The sequence below is a fragment of the Pseudonocardia wallangbongensis genome, assembly GCF_054486945.1.
In genome coordinates, this window is the sequence record NZ_JBRERS010000009.1 from 57,288 (window position 1) to 75,019 (window position 17,732).

A 17,732-nucleotide genomic window follows, 5' to 3' on the forward strand; every position below is an offset into this window, starting at 1 on the left:
CTGAACGGACGTGCCCGGCCGCCGCCGTCCCTAGCGTCGGGTTCGGCTCACAGGAGTGGGTCGACACAGCTTGGGGGGTAGCCATGTTCCGGATCCTCGCCGACCGCCTGCGGCGCACGGTCCTCGTCAGCCTCGTGGTCTCCGCGATCGGGATCCCGATCCAGATCCTGGGCGGCTGGGACTACCCGGTCGTCCCACCAGGGATGCTGATCCTCCTGGTGGCCGGCCTCGCCGCCCTGCTCCCCGTGCGGTGGGCGCCGGTGATCTCGCTGGTGGCCGGCGGGTTCATCCTCGTGGGGTTCTTCGTGGTCGGCGACGTCGCGAACATGTTCGGCAACCAGAACGCCCTCGTCACGGTGGGGAAGTGGGTGCAGATGATCGCCCTCGTGGTGGGTGTGGCCGCGGCGGTCGGCTCACTCGCGAGACCGCCCGTGCGGCTGTCCGCCGCCCGTCGTTGAGCGGGCCCGGGCGACGACGTCGCGCACCCGCTCCCGGATGCCCCTCAGCTCGGTGAGGTAGAACCAGTAGTCGGGATGTACGCCGCTCAGCCGCTGCTGGGCGTTCTCGAGCCGCACCGCCTGCGCGTCGAGGACCGGCCCGAACGCACCGACGAGGCCACGGTCGACGACGAGCCGCTGCGCGTCGCGCAGCACGAAGCGGGCGTCGGCGGCGTACCGGGCCGGATCGGCGCGGACGTCGCGCAGCGCGGCGAGCCGGTCCACCACCGCGTCGTGCCGTTCCTCGGCACGGGCGAGCGCCGAGCGGGCGGCCGTGACCCGCTCCGCCGCCTCGTCCCAGTCGCCGGCGTCGGCCAGGCGCCCGGCGTCGGCGGCGGCGTGCTCGGCGTCGCCGATGGCGGCGCGGGCGGCGGCCTCGGCATCGGTCAGGTCGCGGGAGCAGGGTTCGGCGAACTCCCGCCGCAGCGCCGAGAGCGCCGGCACGATCCGGCCCGCCTTGGTCTCCGCGGCCGAACGGCGCGTGGCGATGCTGGTGAGCGCCGAGCGCACCTGCTGGGCGGTGCGGGGCGCCTCGGCGGCCAGTGCGGCGGCCGAACGGGCGAGCTCCAGGGTGCGGAGTGCCGCGTTCCTGCGTTCCCTCAGCCCGGTACCCGCGGCGACCGGTCCGGCGGCCCGCTCGGCCTCGGCGAGGCGTTCCTCGGCCCGTCGGGACCGGGTACCGGCCGTGGCCACGTCCCGCACGGCCGTGCGCGCGGCGACGAGCGCCGCGTGTGCCTCCTGCTCGGTGCGCGGCAGGTTCTGCCGGGCGAACGCGGCCTCGTCGAGGACGCGCGCGTGGGCGTCGCGGAACCCGCGGATCGCCTCCCGCGCCCGCTCGATCTCCCGCAGCGCCTTCTCGTCGGCCTCGCGGGCGCCGCGGGTGGGGCGGCTGCCGTCGAGCGGGTGTTCCTGGGTGGCGGTGAGGTACGCGCTGGTGGCGGCGTCGCCGACCGCGGCGACGGCGAGCCACTCCTGCCCGAGCCGGGACGCGCCGTCCAGCTCGGCGGCGGCGCGCACGGCGTCGGCGACGGCGCGCTGCTCGTCGTCGAGGGCGAGGAAGGCGTGGGTGGCCGCGTTGCGCGCGGCCAGGACGCGCTCGTCGGGTAGTTCGTCTCCAGGGCCTGACCTGCGGAACAACTCTCGCTCCCCCTCGCGCGCGCCGGCGGACCCACGGTACCTGGACGGGTGTGTGGGATCGGACTCGTCGCGCTTGACGAACGCCGCGATCTCCGATCCTGATCGTCGGTGGGAGCCGTCCACCGCAGCCGCTGCGGCGATCGGCAGGTGAGGATGCCCCGTTCGTCGGTACCGGCAGCGATCGACGCGGTGCCACCGATCCCCGGGGCGACCGCCCGGCGGGGGACAGGACGTGACCTTGCGGTGAACGGCGAGCGACCCGCGAGCCTGTCATCGGGGGTGGCGGTGTTCCTGCCGCTCGTCGCGCTACCGCCGCCAACGGCCTCAGTCGACCCGTGCCCGGCTTGTTCAACGCGCGACGACCGTTAACGTTGCTCGTGGATCGATAACGACCCGGTCACAAAACCGGACACGGACCGCACGCCCCCCGACGGTCCGCCCGCCCCCCCCCCGAGCGGGACGTCCGGGCCTGGTCGCCACGAGATCCGGAAGGAAAGGTCGTGGCTCGGCACCGCTCCCCCCAGGGCCGGCGCGCACACCTCGGGCCCCCGCTGTCCGCCGCACTGGCGGCAGCGGGGGTCGGTGGCGCCCACCGGTCGGTCCCCGTCCAGCAGCTGGCCTCGTCGCTGCCCGCACGGTTCGTCGCCACCGTCGTGGCCGGCGGAGCGCTCGCGGCCACGGCTCAGCACGCGCTCGCCCAGACCCTCCCCGTCGCCGCGGACGGTGCCGCCCTGCGCGTCGCCGTCGAAGAGCTCATGGGCACCGAACCCGCCTCCGCGGCGGCATCGGACACGTTCGACATCACCGACGCGGCCTCGATGGCGTTCACCCCTGTCGTCCCCGCGGTGGCCGACGTGCCCGCCGATCTCCCCGTCGCCGACGCGGCGTCGCTGGTGAAGGCCGCCGACCTGCAGCGGGCAGCCGCCGAGGCCGAGGCGGCCCGTGCCGCCGAGGCCGCTGCCAAGGCAGCCGAGGCGGCAAAGGCCGCGGAGGCGGCCAAGGCGGCCGAGACCGCGTCCGCAGGCGGCGCCGTCCAGATGGTCACCGGCCGCGTCACGTCCGGGTTCGGCGGCCGTTGGGGCCGCGCCCACGAGGGCGTCGACATCGCCGCTCCGATCGGCACCCCCATCCACGTGCCGCTCGCCGGCACCGTGATCGACTCCGGCCCCGCGAGCGGCTTCGGCCTGTGGGTTCGGGTGCGCCACGACGACGGCACCATCACCACCTACGGCCACATCAACCGGTCCCTCGTGAGCATGGGGCAGAAGGTCGCGGCCGGCGAGGAGATCGCCGAGGTGGGCAACCGCGGCCACTCCACCGGCCCCCACCTGCACGTCGAGGTCACCACCCCGGGCGGCAAGAAGATCAACCCCCGCCCGTGGCTGGACCAGCACGGCATCGGCTACTGAGGCGGTCCCACAGGCGAGGCGCGAGCCGACTTCGCACACCCGGCACCGACTCCGCACAAGGCCCGCCCTATGCGAAGCCCATGCAGGATGTGCGAAGTGCCCGTGGAGGGCACTACCGCGCCGGTTCGATCACCGGGCGCTTCTCACCGGCCTCCACGATCCGTTCCTCCAGGCGGTCGCGCAGCTCGGCGCGCACGTCCGCGTGCGCCGGGCTGTCTGCGAGATCGTGCAGCTCGTGCGGGTCGGCGGCCAGGTCGTAGAGGTGGGCGTCGACGTACCGCTCGGCGGCCGGCGTCGCCCACCCGTCAGCTCCGGGCGCTTCCACGGCGTACTTCCACCGCGGCGTCCGCAGGGCCCGCCCGACCTGTGACTCGCTGATCTGCACGAGCACGTCGTCGGGTCGCGGGTCCGGCTCGCCGCGCACGACGGGCAGGAGCGACCGGCCGTCCATCTCCGGCGGCACCGGGAGCCCGGCCGCGTCGAGCAGGGTCGGCGGCAGGTCGAGGTGGCTCACCAGCCTCCGCACCGGCTCCGCGGTGCGGAGGCCCGGCCCGGTCAACGCGGTGGGCACTCGGATGGACGCGTCGTGGCAGCTGCGCTTGTACTCGTCGTTGCGCGTCTTGAAGTGGCAGCCGTGGTCGGACGTGTAGAGCACCACCGTGTCGTCGGCCAGGCCGAGCTCCTCGAGCGCGTCGCGGACCCGACCGAGGCACTCGTCGACCCGCCGGACCATGCCGTAGTAGCCCGCGAGGTGTTCACGGGTGTTGCCATCGAGGGCCTCGAGGTCACCGGGGAGCCACGGGTCGGCGTAGCGATCGGCGTAGCCGTGGGGCGCGGGGTAGTCGTCGCGGCTGTTCTGGTGGTGCGGCTCCAGGTAGGACAGGAACAGGAAGAACGGCCGGTCCCGATCCTGCCGCAGGTAGTCGATCGCGGCGTCGGTGAGGGCGTCGGCGCGGTATCCGGGCAGGTCGTGCCGGTCGCCGTGCTCGTCGTAGAGGGTGGTCTCGTAGGCGTCGGAGGTGAACTCGAGCAGGTTCGACGTCAGCCACCGTTCGTAGCCGCCGCGTTGCTCGGGCCGCACGGGACCGGCGACGTCGTCGTCGGCGAGGTGCCACTTCCCCATGTAGGCGGTCTCGTGGCCGGCGGCGGCGAACCGGTGGGCCAGCGTCGGCTCGTCCACCGGCAGCGGGATGCCGTTGCGGAAGCAGCCGGTCGCCGTCGGCCAGCGGCCGGTCTGCAGTGCCGACCTCGACGGCGCGCACACCGGCTGGCAGGTGAACGACCGCTCGACGTGCACGCCCTCGCGCGCCATCCGGTCGAAGTGTGGCGTCAGCCCGTGGGGGTTGCCGTGCACTCCGGTGGTGTCGAAGCGCTGCTGGTCGGTGAAGAAGACGAGGACGTTGGTCACGCATGCACCTCTCGGCGGGCTTCGAGCTCGGACGTGTCGACGGTGCGGGTCTCGCGCAGGAAGAGCGTGGAGACCACGGACACCAGCCCGAGCACCACGGCGACGGTGGCGACCGGCCAGCTCGCCCCGCCCGACGCCACGAGGAACGAGGTGACGATCGCCGGCACGAAGCCGGCCACCATGGCCGAGAGCTGGTAGGCGAAGGACATGCCGGAGTAGCGCACGCCGACGCCGAACATCTCCGCGAACAGCGTGGGCTGCAGGCTGGACATGCACACGGCGCCGCCCAGCCCGACCAGCGCCATCGCGCACCACACGAGCGCCGTCGAGCCGGACTCGAGCAGCCAGACGTAGGGGAACGCGGTGACGACGACGAAGATCCCGCCCGCGAGGTAGATGGGCCGGCGGCCGATGCGGTCGGAGAGCGCGCCCGCCACGGGGATGAGGGCGAGGCCGACGAGGTTGTAGAACACGATCCCGGTCAGCGCGACGCCCTGGCCGTACCCGAGGCTCGTGGTGACGTAGCTGATGGCGAACGGCTGGTAGATCTGCGACGTACCGGCCTCGCCGATGCGCACGCCGAAGGCAACCGCGATGTTGCGCGGGTACCGGCGCAGGGCCGTGAGCAGCGGGATGCGCTCCTGCTGCCCGGTGTCCCGCACCACCTGGAACGCGGGCGTCTCCTCGATCTTGAGCCGGACGATCAGGCCGACGACGAGCAGCACGGCGCTGAACAGGAACGGTACCCGCCAGCCCCAGCTCAGGAACTGGTCCTCGGGCAGGCCGGTGAACAGCCCCACCACGGACACGGCGATGAGGTAGCCGGTGGCGCCGCCGCACTGGGGGAGGCTGCCCCAGAATCCGCGGCGGTGCCGGGGCGCGTGCTCGACGGCGAGCAGCGAGGCCCCGCCGAACTCCCCGCCGAGCCCCAGTCCCTGCAGGAGGCGCAGCAGGACGAGCAGGGTGGGTGCCCAGAAGCCGACCGTGTGGAAGTCGGGGAGCAGGCCGATCAGGAACGTCGCGCTCCCGATGATCATCATCGTGGTGACGAGCACCTTCTTGCGCCCGAGCCGGTCCCCGAAGTGCCCGAAGATCAGGGCGCCGATCGGGCGGGAGACGAAGCCGACGCCGAACGTGGCCAGCGCGGCGAGGGTGCCGATCACCGGGTCGACGTCGGGGAAGAAGAGCTTGTTGAACACCAGTGCGGCGGAGATGCCGTAGAGGTTGAAGTCGTACCACTCGAGCAGCGCACCGGACATGCTGGCCGCCGCGACCTTCGGCATCGACTGCCGGGGTGGGGCGTCGTGCGGTTGCTGCGTCATCGCTGCTCCCCAGTGTGTTATTCGATTAACAGCGCACCGTAGGGGCTGCGGCCTCACCTGTAAAGACGGTGGGCCGAGGTCGGCTACTGTCGAGGCGTGCCGCCGCGCCGACCCACCCAGCGCGACATCGCCGAGCGCGCCGGCGTCTCCACCGCCACGGTCTCCTACGTGCTCTCCGGCCGCGGGGGAGGGGCCAAACCGCCGCCGCCGGAGACGCGGGAGCGCGTGCTGCGCGCCGTCGCCGAGACCGGGTACCAGCTCGACCAGGCCGGCCGCAGCCTGCGCAGGCAGCGCACGGACGTCGTCGCGCTGATGTACCCCGCGCCGTCCAGCCCGTGGTCGGACCGGCTGGCCGAGGAGCTGCAGGTGGCCGCCGCGGACCGGGGGTTCGCGGTCGTCGCGCTCCCGGTCATCACCGGCGCCTCGACGGCGGCGATCCTGCGGATCCTGCGGCAGCGCTACATCGACGGCGCCGTCCTGCTGCACGACTGTCCGCTCGACGGCGCCGAGCTCGCTGCGCTGGCCGCGCAGGGCCGCTCGCTCGTCGTGTTCGACGACGACCTCGAGCCCGACGGTTTCGACGTGGTCCGCCAGGACCGCCTGACGGCCTGCCGCGCCGCGATCGAGCGGTTGATCGCCGCCGGCCACCGCCGCATCGCCTTCCTCGGCCACGCCGACGACCACGGCGGCCCGCTCGCCGACGTCAAGCTGCGCAGCTACCGGGACGGCCTCGCCGCCCACGGCATCGCGGAGGACGCGGGGCTCGTGCGGGCCGTCGCCGACTCGCGGCCCGACGCCTACGCCGCCGTCCGCGACCTCCTGCGCCGCCCGGACCCGCCGACCGCGCTGGTCTCCGCCACCGACCGCGCCGCGATCGACGGCATCTGGGCGGCCCGCGACCTCGGCGTCACCGTGCCCGACCGGCTCGCCGTCATCGGCATCGGCAACATCCCCGAAGGCCTGATGATCTCCCCGCCCCTCACCAGCGTCGGAGCCGCCGCCCTCGACTTCTCCCGCGAGGTCACCCGCCTCTTCGAACGCCTGGACGCCCCGACGCCGCTGCCCGGTGCGGAACTCGCGGCCCCGTGGGAGCTCATCACGCGCGCCTCGGGCTGACCCACCGTCCGGGTCTCGTGTCTCAGGTCGCGGCGAGCAGCACCGCGCCGGTGAGAACGGCGAGCACGGCAGCGGCCTGACGCAGCGAGAGCTTCTCGCGCAGGATCATTCGCGCGAGCAGCACGCTCACCGCGGAGTCCAGCGAGGCCAGGACGCTGACGACGGCGATGTCCCCCTGGGTGAACGCGATCGCCAGCGCGACGTCGCCTGCCGCGGCCAGCAGCCCGGAGACGAGCAGCACGGGCAGCGCCGCACGGGGCACGGCCAACCGCGTCAACGGCCCGGCGAGCGCGATCGGCAGCAGACCGAGGAAGCCGCCGGTCTGCAGCCCCGCCGCGACCCACAGCGGTGCCGTCCCGCCGGAGCCACCGAGGTCGATCAGCACGAACGCCGATCCGAAGGCTCCGGCGGCGAGCAGGGCGGCCAGCGTCGGCGGGATCCGCGGCGACCGGGCGGCGCCCTCGTCCGGGCAGCCGGGACGGGCGCCGGCGCAGGGTGGGTTCGGCTCGGCGGTCTGGGGCCCCAGCGCCGTCGCGAGCACCACCACGCCGAGCACCGCGATCGCCAGGCCCACCCACCCGAGAGCGCCGGGCACCTCGCCGCGAGCCACGCCCACCGAGACCGGGACCACCGCCCCGGCCGCGGCCAGCGGCGCCACGATCGACACCGACCCGCGGGCCAACGCCCCGTAGAACAGCACCAGCCCGACGGCCGCGACAGCACCCCCGACCAGCCCGAACACCAGACCACCCAGCGGCGGCGCACCCGCCACCGACCACGCGAGCGTGCCGACGACCAGCGTTCCCGCCAGGTGGCCCCAGAACGCGATCGCGATCGGGCGGGCGCGGCGGGCCGCGAGCCCGGCCACGAGATCACTCGACCCGTAGGCGACGCTCGCGGCCAGCGCCAGCAGTGCTGCGACCACCACGACCCGATCGTCCCGCGACTCCGCCGGCCGTCACACCGGCACACGGAGAGATGCGTGCGCCGGATCGACGACCACTGCGGGACCCACCGACTGCGTCGCCCCGGGCGAGGATGGCATCCGGCCCCGAGGTGCGCGGGCTTGCCCACGAGAGATGAACTGCCGCGACACCGCCCGGCGGTCCCGCGCCCACGAATGATCGGCCGCGCCGGCGTTCGGCGATCAAGGCGAAATGGTCGCTAGTCGATCTTCAACAGCGACCATCAGCCCTTGATCGAGGTCCTGCCCTGCCGTTATCGGGTGCGCATCGTCGTTGCCACAACCATGGACGACCGATACCGCCGATCACGGGCCAGCGCCCGGCGCCTGGATCGGGTCAGCCTCCAGGAGCGGCCGGAGAACCGCGAGCGCTGATCAAGCCCGGACAGCGCCCAATCCGTCAAGGCACAGACATCATGATCTACGGCCTAGACCGGATCGTTCTCGAACACCTCCAGCGCGCGGATCTTGTTCGTCGCGTCGAGGGCCGCCACCTTGTACGCCTCGGAGAGCGTCGGGTAGTTCAGCACGGTGTCGACGAGGTAGTCGACGGTGCCGCCGCAGCCCATGATCGCCTGCCCGATGTGCACGAGGTCGGTGGCGCCGGTGCCGAAGACGTGCACGCCGAGCAGCGTGCGGTCGTCGGTGGAGACGAGCAGCTTGAGCATGCCGTAGGAGTCGCCGACGATCGCGCCGCGCGCCAGTTCCCGGTAGCGCGACATCCCCACCTCGTAGGGCATGGCCGCGGACGTCAGCTCCGCCTCGGTGCGGCCGCAGTAGGAGATCTCCGGCACCGTGTAGATGCCGATCGGCTGGAGCTCCTGCAGCTCGCGGGCCGGTTCGCCGAACGCGTGGTAGGCCGCGAGCCTGCCCTGGTCCATGCTCGTGGCCGCGAGCGCGGGGAAGCCGATCACGTCGCCGACGGCGAAGATGTGCTGAACATCCGTGCGGTACTGCTTGTCGACGGTGATGCGGCCGCGCTTGTCGGTCGACAGGCCCGCCTTCGCCAGGTCCAGCTCCTCGGTCACGCCCTGGCGGCCGGCCGAGTACATCACCATGTCGGCCGCGATCCGCTTGCTGCTGGCCAGGCTCGTGACGGTGCCGCGCTGCGTCACCTCGACCTTCTCGACCTCCTCGCCGAACCGGAAGGTGACGGACTGGTCGCGCAGGTGGAACTTGAGCGACTCGACCACCTCGGGGTCGCAGAAGTCCAACATCGCCGGCCGCTTCTCGACCACCGTGACGCGGGTGCCGAGGGCGGCGAACATCGAGGCGTACTCGATCCCGATCACTCCGGCGCCGACGACGACCATCGATCCCGGCACCCGCTGCAGCTTGAGCACGCCGTCGGAGTCGAGCACGTGCTCGTCGTCGAACTCGACCTCGGCGGGGCGGGCCGGCTTCGTGCCGGTGGCGATCACGATGTTCTCGGCGGTGACGGTGCTGCGGTCGCCCCGCGCCTCGCCCTGCACGGTGACCGTGTGCTCGTCCTCGAAGCGAGCGGTGCCGCCGATGAGCTCGACGTGGTTGCGGAGCAGCTGGTTGCGGACCACCTCGACCTCGCGGCCGACCACGTGCTGCGTGCGGGCGAGCAGGTCGGAGATGGTGATCTCGCTCTTGACCCGGTAGCTCGCGCCGTACATGTCCCGCTGCGCGAAGCCGGTGAGGTACAGCACCGCCTCCCGCAACGTCTTCGACGGGATCGTGCCGGTGTTGACGCAGACGCCGCCCATCATGTTGCGCCGCTCCGCCACGGCGACGCGCTTGCCCAGCTTCGCACCCGCGATCGCGGCCTTCTGGCCCCCCGGCCCGGACCCGATCACGAGCAGGTCGTAGTCGTACACCCGGCGGTCCTCCCCAAGGGTCGGCGGGCGATCGACGCACCGCACGGGGACAGCGTCGCCGCACTCGCGCCGCGCGGCAAGCGCGGGAGGTTAACAACCGGCGACGACATGACCGACGAGAGCCGCGCTACGGAGCGCCGGTTGTCCACAACGCCGGAGATTCGGCCGTTCCGCCGCACGTTGCCCACAGCCGAACGGAGCAACGCCCCCATCGCCCGCCCTCGCCACGCATCCTCGCCGCATGACGCCTCCCGCCGACCATCCTCCCGCCGCCTTCCCGGTCGACCACCGCCCCGCGCTGCGCGTCCGCGACCAGGGCGAGCTGGTGGCCGCGGTCCCGGCCATGCTCGGGTTCCACCCCCGCGAGTCGCTCGTCCTGATGGCCACCGGCGGTCAGTCGGGTCGCAGGCTGGGTCTCACGTTGCGCGTCGACCTACCTCCGCCCGAGCACCCGCAGTACGCCGAACACGCCGAGCTCATCGTCGCGTCCGCGGTGAGCGGCCTGCTGCTCGACGAACCCGCGGGGGCCATCGCCGTACTCGTGAGCGATTCCGGTGATCCACCCGGGCCGCCCCGGCATTCGCTGCTCGCGAGCCACGTCGAGTCGGCGCTCGAGGCGCGGCACGTGCCGATACAGGCCTTGATGTGGGCCGCGTGCACCGCCGGTGGAGCCCGCTGGGCCTGCTACCAGCCGTGCGGCTGCGCGGGCACGGTCCCAGACCCGTCCACCACGCCGTTCCTGGCCGCCATGGTGGCGGAGGGCAGGGTGGTGCACGCCGATCGGGCCGCGCTGGAGGCGCTGATCGCTCCCGCCGATCCTGCCGTGATCCGGCGCCGCGAGAAGCGGCTGATCCGTTCCGCGGACGCGGCGCTCGAGGGGGACCCCGGCGGGGTCGTCCTCGAACCCGGAGCGGGCCTGTCCGTCGTCGACGCCGCGATCACCGACGCCGCGGCCGGTCGGCTCGCCCTTTCCGACGACGGGGTCGTCGCGTTGGCCACCGCGCTCGGGATCGCCGAGGTGCGCGCCTGGGCGCTGGAGCGCAGCGCAGGCCAGGACGGGGCGGCGGCCGAACACCTGTGGGCGGCACTCGTCCGGGAGATGCCCGATCCCGAAGCGGCCGAGCCCGCAGCGCTGCTGGCGGTCTCGGCGCTGCTGCGTGGCGACGGTGCGCTGGCCAACATCGCGCTCGACCGCGCCGAGCGGGCGTGGCCGGGGCACGCCTTCGCAGGGCTGGTCCGCCGCTGCGCCGCGGCCGGGATCCGGCCGTCCCGGATCCGCGAGACGCTGCTCGGCGCCCGGGACGCGCGGTGAACGACCTGCCCGGCCTCCGGTCAGGCCGTCCTGCTGCGGGTGAACTCCCAGGCGTCGCCCACGATCGTGGCGAGGTCGGTGCGGTGCGGCTGCCAGCCCAGCTCCGTCCTGGCCGCCTCGCTCGAGGCGATCAGCACCGCCGGGTCGCCGGCGCGGCGGGGGGCGGACACCGCGGGGATCGGGTGCCCGGTCACCGTGCGGCAGGCCTCCACCACCTCGCGCACCGAGAAGCCGCTGCCCGAACCCAGGTTGTAGATCGCGTGCCGCCCCGGCTGCGCGTGTTGCAGCGCCAGCAGGTGGGCGTCGGCGAGGTCGTCCACGTGGATGTAGTCGCGCACGCAGGTGCCGTCGGGGGTCGGCCAGTCCTCGCCGTACACCTGCACCGCGTCGCGGGTGCCCGAGGCCACCTGCAGCACGAGCGGGATCAGGTGGGTCTCCACCGCGTGCCGCTCGCCGAAGGCGCCGTGGGCCCCCGCCACGTTGAAGTACCGCAGGCTCACCGCGGCCAGCCCGTGCGCCACCGCGTAGGAGCCGATGGCGTGGTCGATCGCGAGCTTGCTCGCGCCGTACGGGTTGGTCGGCCTGGTCGGCGCGTCCTCGCGGATCGGCACCTGCTCCGGCTCGCCGTACGTCGCGGCGGTGGAGGAGAACACCAGCCGGGGGGTGCCGTGGCGGCGCATCGCCTCGAGCAGCCGGAAGCTCGTCACCACGTTGCCGTTCCAGTACAGCTCCGGCCGCTGCACCGATTCGCCCACGAGCGACCTGGCCGCGAAGTGGAGCACGCCCTCGAACCCCTCGGCGAGCACGTCGTCGGCGGCGGCTGCGAGCTCGGCCTCCACGAACCGCGCGCCGTCCGGCACGGCGTCCTTGTGCCCCGTGGACAGGTCGTCGAGCACCGTCACGTCGTGGCCCGCGTCCAGCAGGTGGGCGGCGCACACGCTGCCGACGTAGCCTGCCCCACCGGTCACGAGCAGCTTCACGGAAGTCCTCCTCGGGGTTCGGCGCGCGTCGCCCGGTCGCCGCGCGGCGCGGCCCACCGTCTCACGGCGCGCCCCGACGCCCCCGGAGGGTCGCGGTCAGGGCTGGGGTCAGCGAGCCCGCACGAGCACCGCATGGGCGATGAGCGGCGCCACCGACGAGGAGGCGCCGTGGCTCGCCACGGTCACGGCGTCACCGAAGCGGGAGATGGCGTCCACGTCCACGTCCTGCCCCGGCACGATGCCGGCCGACTTGAGGTCGGCCATGAGGTCGGCGTCCACCTGCACGTGCTCGGCGATGCGGCGCACCTCCACCGGGCCACCACCGCGGCGGGCGAACTCGTCGAGCCGCTGCAGGCCCACCTCCAGCACCGGGGGCGCCGAGGCGGAACGCGCCGCGGCGGCGGTGTCGAGGGTGTTCACGAGCTCGTCGAGGCCGGGGATGGGGTTGCCGTACGGGGAGATCGTGGGGTTGTCGAGCAGCGTCACGAGCTTGCGCTCCACCGCATCGCTCATCACGTGCTCCCAGCGGCAGGCCTCGGCGTGCACGAACTCCCATTCGAGCCCGATCACGTCCACGAGCAGCCGCTCCGCGAGCCGGTGCTTGCGCATCACGGCCACCGCGCGCCCACGCCCCGCCTCGGTGAGCTCGAGGTGCCGGTCGCCGGCCACCACCACCAGCCCGTCCCGCTCCATCCGGGCCACGGTCTGGCTCACCGTCGGCCCGCTCTGGGCGAGCCGCTCCGCAATGCGCGCGCGCAGCGGTACGACGCCCTCCTCCTCGAGTTCGTAGATCGTGCGGAGGTACATCTCGGTGGTATCGATGAGCTCGTTCACGCCCCCAGCCCTTCCGTCAAGGCCCCATTCTATCGGTGCAACGGCTCGCAGCCGCCCCGCCATCCCGGGCAGGATGACCGGGTGTTCGCACCGATGGATCCCCTACTCGCTCCCTCCCGGCTCGCGGAGCTTCTCGCCGATCCCGATCCGGCGCGGCGACCGGTGGTGCTCGACGTGCGGTGGCGGCTCGGCGGCCCGCCGGCGAAGCCCGACCACGACACCGCGCACATACCGGGCGCCGCCTTCCTCGACCTGGACACCGACCTCGCCGACCCTCCGGGCCCGGCGGGTCGCCACCCGCTGCCGTCGGTCGAGCGGCTGCAGGCCGCGCTGCGCGGGGCGGGCGTGCGGGACGCGTCGCTGGTCGTCGCGCACGACGACGCCCAGGGCGTGCAGGCGGCGCGGGCCTGGTGGCTGCTGCGGTGGGCGGGGTTCGCCGCGGGCCGCGTCGCGGTGCTCGACGGCGGGTTCCGCGGCTGGGTGGAGGCGGGGCTGCCCACCACGGCCGAGCCCTCGCGCCCGGCACCCGGCGACGTCGCGGTGCGGCCCGGCGGCATGCCGGTGCTCGACGCCGACGAGGCGGCCGCGCTCGCCCGCAGCGGTGTGCTGCTCGACGCCCGCGCACCGGAGCGCTACCGCGGTGAGCACGAGCCGGTCGACCCCAAGGCGGGCCACATCCCGGGTGCCCGCAACGCGCCGGCCACCGACGTCCTCGGCTCCGACGGGCGGTGGCTCGCTCCCGTGTCGCTGGCCGAGTGGCTGGCCGGGCTCGCGGAGGCGGGGGAGGGCGAGGTCGGGGCCTACTGCGGGTCGGGCGCCACCGCCACCGCGCTCGTGCTCGCCGCGGAGCACGCGGGCTTCCGCCCGCCGGAGCGGCCGGTCGCGCTGTACGTCGGGTCGTGGTCGAACTGGTCGGCCGACCCGGGGCGGCCGGTGGCCACCGGGGCGGTGCCGTGAGCGTGCGGGCGGCGGTCGTGTGGACCGAGGACTTCATGGGCTACGACCTCGGCGACGAGCACCCGCTCGACCCGGTCCGGCTGGACCTCACGATGCGGCTGGCCACCGAGCTGGGGGTGCTCGAGGGCATCGAGCCGCTGCAGCCCGAGCAGGCATCCGACGAGGAGGTGCAGCGGGTGCACGTCCCGTCGTACCTCACGGCCGTGAAGTCGGCGCCCGAGCAGCCGTTCGGCGTGGGCCACGGCCTCGGCACCGACGACAACCCGATCTTCCTCGGGATGCACGAGGCCAGCGCGCTCGTCGTCGGCGGGTCGCTGCTCGCCGCGCGGGAGATCGCCGAGGGCCGGGCCGACCGCGCCGTCAACATCGCCGGCGGGCTGCACCACGCCATGCGCGACCACGCGGCGGGGTTCTGCGTCTACAACGACTGCGCGGTCGCGATCTCGTGGCTGCTCGACCACGGGTTCGACCGCATCGCCTACGTCGACGTCGATGTCCACCACGGTGACGGCGTGCAGGCCGCGTTCTACGCCGACCCCCGCGTGCTCACGATCTCGCTGCACCAGCACCCGATGACGCTCTGGCCGGGCACGGGATGGCCGGGCGAATACGGCGAGGGGGAGGCCGCGGGACGCGCGGTCAACATCCCGCTGCCGCCGGGCACACCGGATGCGAGCTGGCTGCGCGCCTTCCACGCCGTGGTGCCGTCGCTCCTCGCGGAGTTCCGGCCGCAGATCCTCGTCACGCAGTGCGGCGTGGACACCCACGTCGAGGACCCGCTCGCCGACCTCGGGCTCACGGTCGACGGCCACCGCACCATCTACCGGGCGCTGCGGGAGCTCGCCACCCACACCGCAGGTGGCAAGTGGCTCGCCGTGGGCGGCGGTGGCTACGGGCTCTTCCGGGTGGTGCCCCGGTCCTGGACCCACCTGATCGCCACCGTGCTCGACCGCGACGTCGGGCCGGACCGTCCGCTGCCCGCGGGCTGGGTGGCCCACACCGCGAGCCTCACCGGCCGGCAGCTGCCGATCTCGATGACCGACGGCGGCGACACCGGGTACATCCCCTGGACCGAGGGCGCCGACCGCGTGGACACCGCCGTCCTGGAGACCAGGCGGGCGGTCTTCCCGCTGTACGGCCTCGACCCCGACGACCCGAGGGACTGACGGGCATGACCACGAGCGGCACCACCGGCGGCGACACCACCAGCGGCACGGCACCCGCGGCCCCCCGGCCCGGCTATCCGCAGCACTGGGAGGCCGACGTCGTGGCCTCCGACGGCGGCATCGTGCACCTCCGCCCGATCGTGCCTGGCGACGCCGACGCGCTGCTGCGCTTCCACCAGAGCCTTTCGGAACGCACCCGCTACCTGCGCTACTTCGGCCCCTACCCGCGCATCCCCCCGCGTGACCTCGAGCGGTTCACCACCGTCGACCACCGCACGCGGGTGGCGCTCATCTGCCTGCTGGGCGACGACATCATCGCCGTGGGCCGCTACGAGGGGCTGGGGACGGGGCCCGACGGGCGGGTCGAGGCGGCCGAGGTCGCGTTCGTCGCCCGCGACGACCACCAGCGGCGTGGGCTGGGCTCGATCCTGCTCGAACACCTCGCGGCCGCGGCGCGCGAGAACGGCCTGCGCCGGTTCGAGGCCGAGGTGCTGGTGGAGAACCACCAGATGGTCCGGGTCTTCCGGGACGCCGGGTACCAGGTGAGCCGGGAGTTCGCCGAGGGTGTGCTGCACCTCGAGTTCGACATCGACCCCACGGAGCGTTCGCTCGCCGTCCGCGACTCCCGGGAGCAGCGCGCCGAGGCCCGCAGCGTGCACAACGCGCTCCACCCCACGTCGGTGGCCGTCATCGGGGCGTCCACCGACCCGTCGAAGATCGGGCACGCCGTGCTCGCCAACCTCCTGCGCGGCAACTTCACCGGGCCCGTCTACCCGGTGAACCCGGCCACGCGGTCGGTGCGCGGGGTGCGGGCCTACGCGTCGGTCACCGAGATCCCCGACGAGGTCGACCTGGCCGTCGTCGCGGTACCCGCCGCCAACATCGACGAGGTGATGGACTCCTGCCTCGAGAAGGGGGTCACCACGCTCGTCGTGGTGAGCGCGGGGTTCGCCGACGTCGGCGGGAGCGGTGTCGTCGCGGAGCGGCGCCTGGTGTCCGAGGCCAGGGCGCACGGCATGCGGGTGATCGGGCCGAACGCGCTCGGGGTGGTCAACAACGACCCCGCGGTGCGGCTCAACGCCACGCTCGCCCCCGATCTCCCGGGCGCGGGCCGGGTCGGGTTCTTCTCGCAGTCCGGCGCGCTGGGCATCGCCATCCTCGCGGCGGCGAAGGGGCGCGGCCTCGGCCTGTCCACGTTCGTCTCGGCGGGCAACCGGGCCGACCTGTCGGGCAACGACCTGCTGCAGTACTGGCAGACAGACCCGAACACCGATGTCGTACTGCTCTACCTCGAGACGTTCGGCAACCCGCGTAAGTTCGCCCGGCTGGCGCGACGGCTCGCCCGCACCAAGCCGATCGTCGCGGTGAAGAGCGGGCGCCACTCCGGGCCCACCGCCGCACTGGCGGCGAGCGCGGCACCCATCGACGAGGCCAGCGTGCGGGCGCTGTTCGAGCAGGCGGGCGTGATCCGGGTGGAGACGCTCACGCAGCTGTTCGACACGGCCCTGCTGCTCGCCTACCAGCCGCTCCCGGCCGGGCCGCGCGTCGCCGTCGTGGGCAACTCCAGCGCACTCGGTGTCCTGGTCGCCGACGCCCTGCTCGACGGCGGGATGGAACTCGCCGGCCCGCCGGTCGACGTCGGCACCGCGGCGCCGCCCGACGAGTTCGCGGCCGCGGTCGCCCGGGCGATCCGGGACGACCCGGAGGACGGGGCGGCGAACGGGGCCGACGCCCTCATCGCCGTCTTCGTCCCGCCCATCGCCATCCCCGGCGCGGAGTACGCCCGGGCCCTGCGGGAGGCCGTCGCCGGGTCCGACAAACCGGTCGCCGCGGTGTTCCTCGCGGCAGAGGGGGTCCCGGTCGAGCTGTCGGTGGCGCGGGAGGACGGCTCGCCCGGCCCGGGATCGGTGCCGAGCTACCCCAGTCCGGAACGCGCGGCGGCGGCGCTCGCGCGGGTCAGCCGGTACGCCCGCTGGCGGTCGCAGCCCGTCGGGGAGTTCGTCAGCCCGCCGGGGATCGACGCGGAGCGCGCCCGGGCCGGGGTCGCCCGCCTCGGCGCAGACCGTTCCCACCGGCTCGGCGACCCCGAGGCCGTCGAGCTGCTGGCCTGCTACGGCGTGGCCGTCACCGACTTCCGCGTGGTAGCCGACGCCGAGGCGGCGGTCGCGGCGGCCGAGGACCTCGGCTACCCCGTGGCGATCAAGGCGGTCGGCGACCGCTGGCGGCACCGCACCGATCAGGTGGGCGTCCGGCTCGACCTGGACGACCCGTCCGGAGTGCGCCGCGCCCACACCGACCTCGCACGGCTCACCGGGCAGGGCGAGGTCTACGTCCAGCGGATGGCGCCGAAGGGGATCTCGTGCGTGCTGGAGATCGTCGACGACCCGTCGTTCGGGTCGCTGCTGTCGTTCGGGATGTCGGGGATGGCCACCGAACTGCTCGGCGACCGGGCGTTCCGGGTGGTCCCGGTGTCCGACCAGGACGCCGCCGCCCTGGTCCGGGCCCCGCGGGCCGCGCCGCTCCTCGCCGGCTACCGCGGCACCGAGCCCGTCGACCTGGCCGCACTGGAGGACCTGGTGCTGCGCGTCGGCCGGATCGCCGAGGACCTGCCCGAGGTGCGCTCGCTCGTGCTCGACCCGGTGCTCACCTCGGCCGAGGGGGCGTTCGTCACGGGCGCGCGCATCGTCCTCGGCCCGCCACCCACCCGGCAGGACGGCGGGCCCCGGCGGCTCTCCTAGAAGCGCTCCACCGGCGGAAGGAGCCGCTCCGGTCGGCCCCCGCGGCCG

The 17,732-nt window shown here is 74.0% G+C and carries 15 protein-coding genes; 8 read left to right on the top strand and 7 right to left on the bottom strand.

Translation table 11 applies throughout. The features are described 5' to 3' along the window. Positions 1-83 precede the first annotated feature (83 nt). Complete coding sequence (locus ACU436_RS28520) at positions 84-458, top strand: hypothetical protein (protein ID WP_459030056.1); 375 nt, start codon at positions 84-86, stop codon at positions 456-458. Here ACU436_RS28520 and ACU436_RS28525 read toward each other — a convergent pair. Further along, positions 414-1,634, bottom strand: coding sequence for a hypothetical protein (locus tag ACU436_RS28525; RefSeq protein ID WP_459030057.1), 1,221 nt, complete (start codon positions 1,632-1,634; stop codon positions 414-416). The genes ACU436_RS28520 and ACU436_RS28525 overlap by 45 nt on opposite strands. Positions 1,635-2,134: 500 nt before the next feature. Here ACU436_RS28525 and ACU436_RS28530 point away from each other — a divergent pair, with 500 nt between their 5' ends. After that, positions 2,135-3,043, top strand: coding sequence for a M23 family metallopeptidase (locus ACU436_RS28530; protein ID WP_459030058.1), 909 nt, complete (start codon positions 2,135-2,137; stop codon positions 3,041-3,043). Positions 3,044-3,155: 112 nt separating this feature from the next. Here the strand turns inward: ACU436_RS28530 and ACU436_RS28535 are convergent, their stop codons facing one another. Together ACU436_RS28535 and ACU436_RS28540 are read right to left on the bottom strand one after the other, a co-directional pair. Next, on the bottom strand, positions 3,156-4,451 hold the full coding sequence (locus ACU436_RS28535; protein WP_459030059.1) for a sulfatase-like hydrolase/transferase: 1,296 nt from the start codon (positions 4,449-4,451) through the stop codon (positions 3,156-3,158). After that, positions 4,448-5,773, bottom strand: coding sequence for an MFS transporter (locus ACU436_RS28540; protein WP_459030060.1), 1,326 nt, complete (start codon positions 5,771-5,773; stop codon positions 4,448-4,450). Before ACU436_RS28540 ends, ACU436_RS28535 begins: the two co-directional genes overlap by 4 nt. A gap of 96 nt (positions 5,774-5,869) precedes the next feature. On the opposite strand from ACU436_RS28540, the gene ACU436_RS28545 reads away from it, so the two are divergent. After that, entirely contained in the window at positions 5,870-6,889 is a 1,020-nt protein-coding gene (locus ACU436_RS28545) for a LacI family DNA-binding transcriptional regulator (protein WP_459030061.1), read from the top strand. 22 nt (positions 6,890-6,911) lie between these two features. Here ACU436_RS28545 and ACU436_RS28550 read toward each other — a convergent pair whose 3' ends face one another. Beyond that, on the bottom strand, positions 6,912-7,817 hold the full coding sequence (locus tag ACU436_RS28550) for an EamA family transporter (protein WP_459030062.1): 906 nt from the start codon (positions 7,815-7,817) through the stop codon (positions 6,912-6,914). 267 nt (positions 7,818-8,084) lie between these two features. Between ACU436_RS28550 and ACU436_RS28555 the strand changes: the two genes are divergently transcribed. Beyond that, positions 8,085-8,228 (top strand): hypothetical protein, encoded by a 144-nt coding sequence (locus ACU436_RS28555; protein WP_459030063.1) that lies wholly within the window; start codon positions 8,085-8,087, stop codon positions 8,226-8,228. A 53-nt stretch (positions 8,229-8,281) separates the two neighbouring features. On the opposite strand, the gene sthA is transcribed toward ACU436_RS28555, so the two are convergent. Further along, a complete protein-coding gene (gene sthA, locus ACU436_RS28560; protein ID WP_459030064.1) occupies positions 8,282-9,697 on the bottom strand; it encodes a Si-specific NAD(P)(+) transhydrogenase in 1,416 nt (471 codons plus the stop codon). A gap of 241 nt (positions 9,698-9,938) precedes the next feature. Here sthA and ACU436_RS28565 point away from each other — a divergent pair, with 241 nt between their 5' ends. After that, complete coding sequence (locus ACU436_RS28565) at positions 9,939-11,009, top strand: DUF4192 domain-containing protein (protein ID WP_459030065.1); 1,071 nt, start codon at positions 9,939-9,941, stop codon at positions 11,007-11,009. 20 nt (positions 11,010-11,029) lie between these two features. Here ACU436_RS28565 and galE read toward each other — a convergent pair whose 3' ends face one another. Both galE and ACU436_RS28575 read right to left on the bottom strand, forming a co-directional pair. Further along, positions 11,030-11,989 (bottom strand): UDP-glucose 4-epimerase GalE, encoded by a 960-nt coding sequence (gene galE, locus ACU436_RS28570; protein ID WP_459030066.1) that lies wholly within the window; start codon positions 11,987-11,989, stop codon positions 11,030-11,032. Positions 11,990-12,097: 108 nt separating this feature from the next. Next, positions 12,098-12,823, bottom strand: a complete 726-nt coding sequence (locus tag ACU436_RS28575) for a metal-dependent transcriptional regulator (RefSeq protein ID WP_459030067.1) — start codon at positions 12,821-12,823, stop codon at positions 12,098-12,100. Positions 12,824-12,916: 93 nt separating this feature from the next. Between ACU436_RS28575 and ACU436_RS28580 the strand changes: the two genes are divergently transcribed. The 3 genes from ACU436_RS28580 to ACU436_RS28590 are packed head-to-tail and all read left to right on the top strand — an operon-like array spanning position 12,917 to position 17,684. Further along, positions 12,917-13,780: a sulfurtransferase gene (locus ACU436_RS28580; RefSeq protein WP_459030068.1), complete on the top strand. Its 864-nt coding sequence runs from the start codon at positions 12,917-12,919 to the stop codon at positions 13,778-13,780. A 2-nt stretch (positions 13,781-13,782) separates the two neighbouring features. After that, a complete protein-coding gene (locus tag ACU436_RS28585; RefSeq protein WP_459030353.1) occupies positions 13,783-14,946 on the top strand; it encodes an acetoin utilization protein AcuC in 1,164 nt (387 codons plus the stop codon). Positions 14,947-14,951: 5 nt separating this feature from the next. Next, positions 14,952-17,684 carry a bifunctional acetate--CoA ligase family protein/GNAT family N-acetyltransferase gene (locus tag ACU436_RS28590; RefSeq protein ID WP_459030069.1) on the top strand — a complete coding sequence of 911 codons (2,733 nt, stop codon included), beginning with the start codon at positions 14,952-14,954 and terminating at the stop codon, positions 17,682-17,684. The last annotated feature ends 48 nt before the right edge of the window (positions 17,685-17,732 follow it).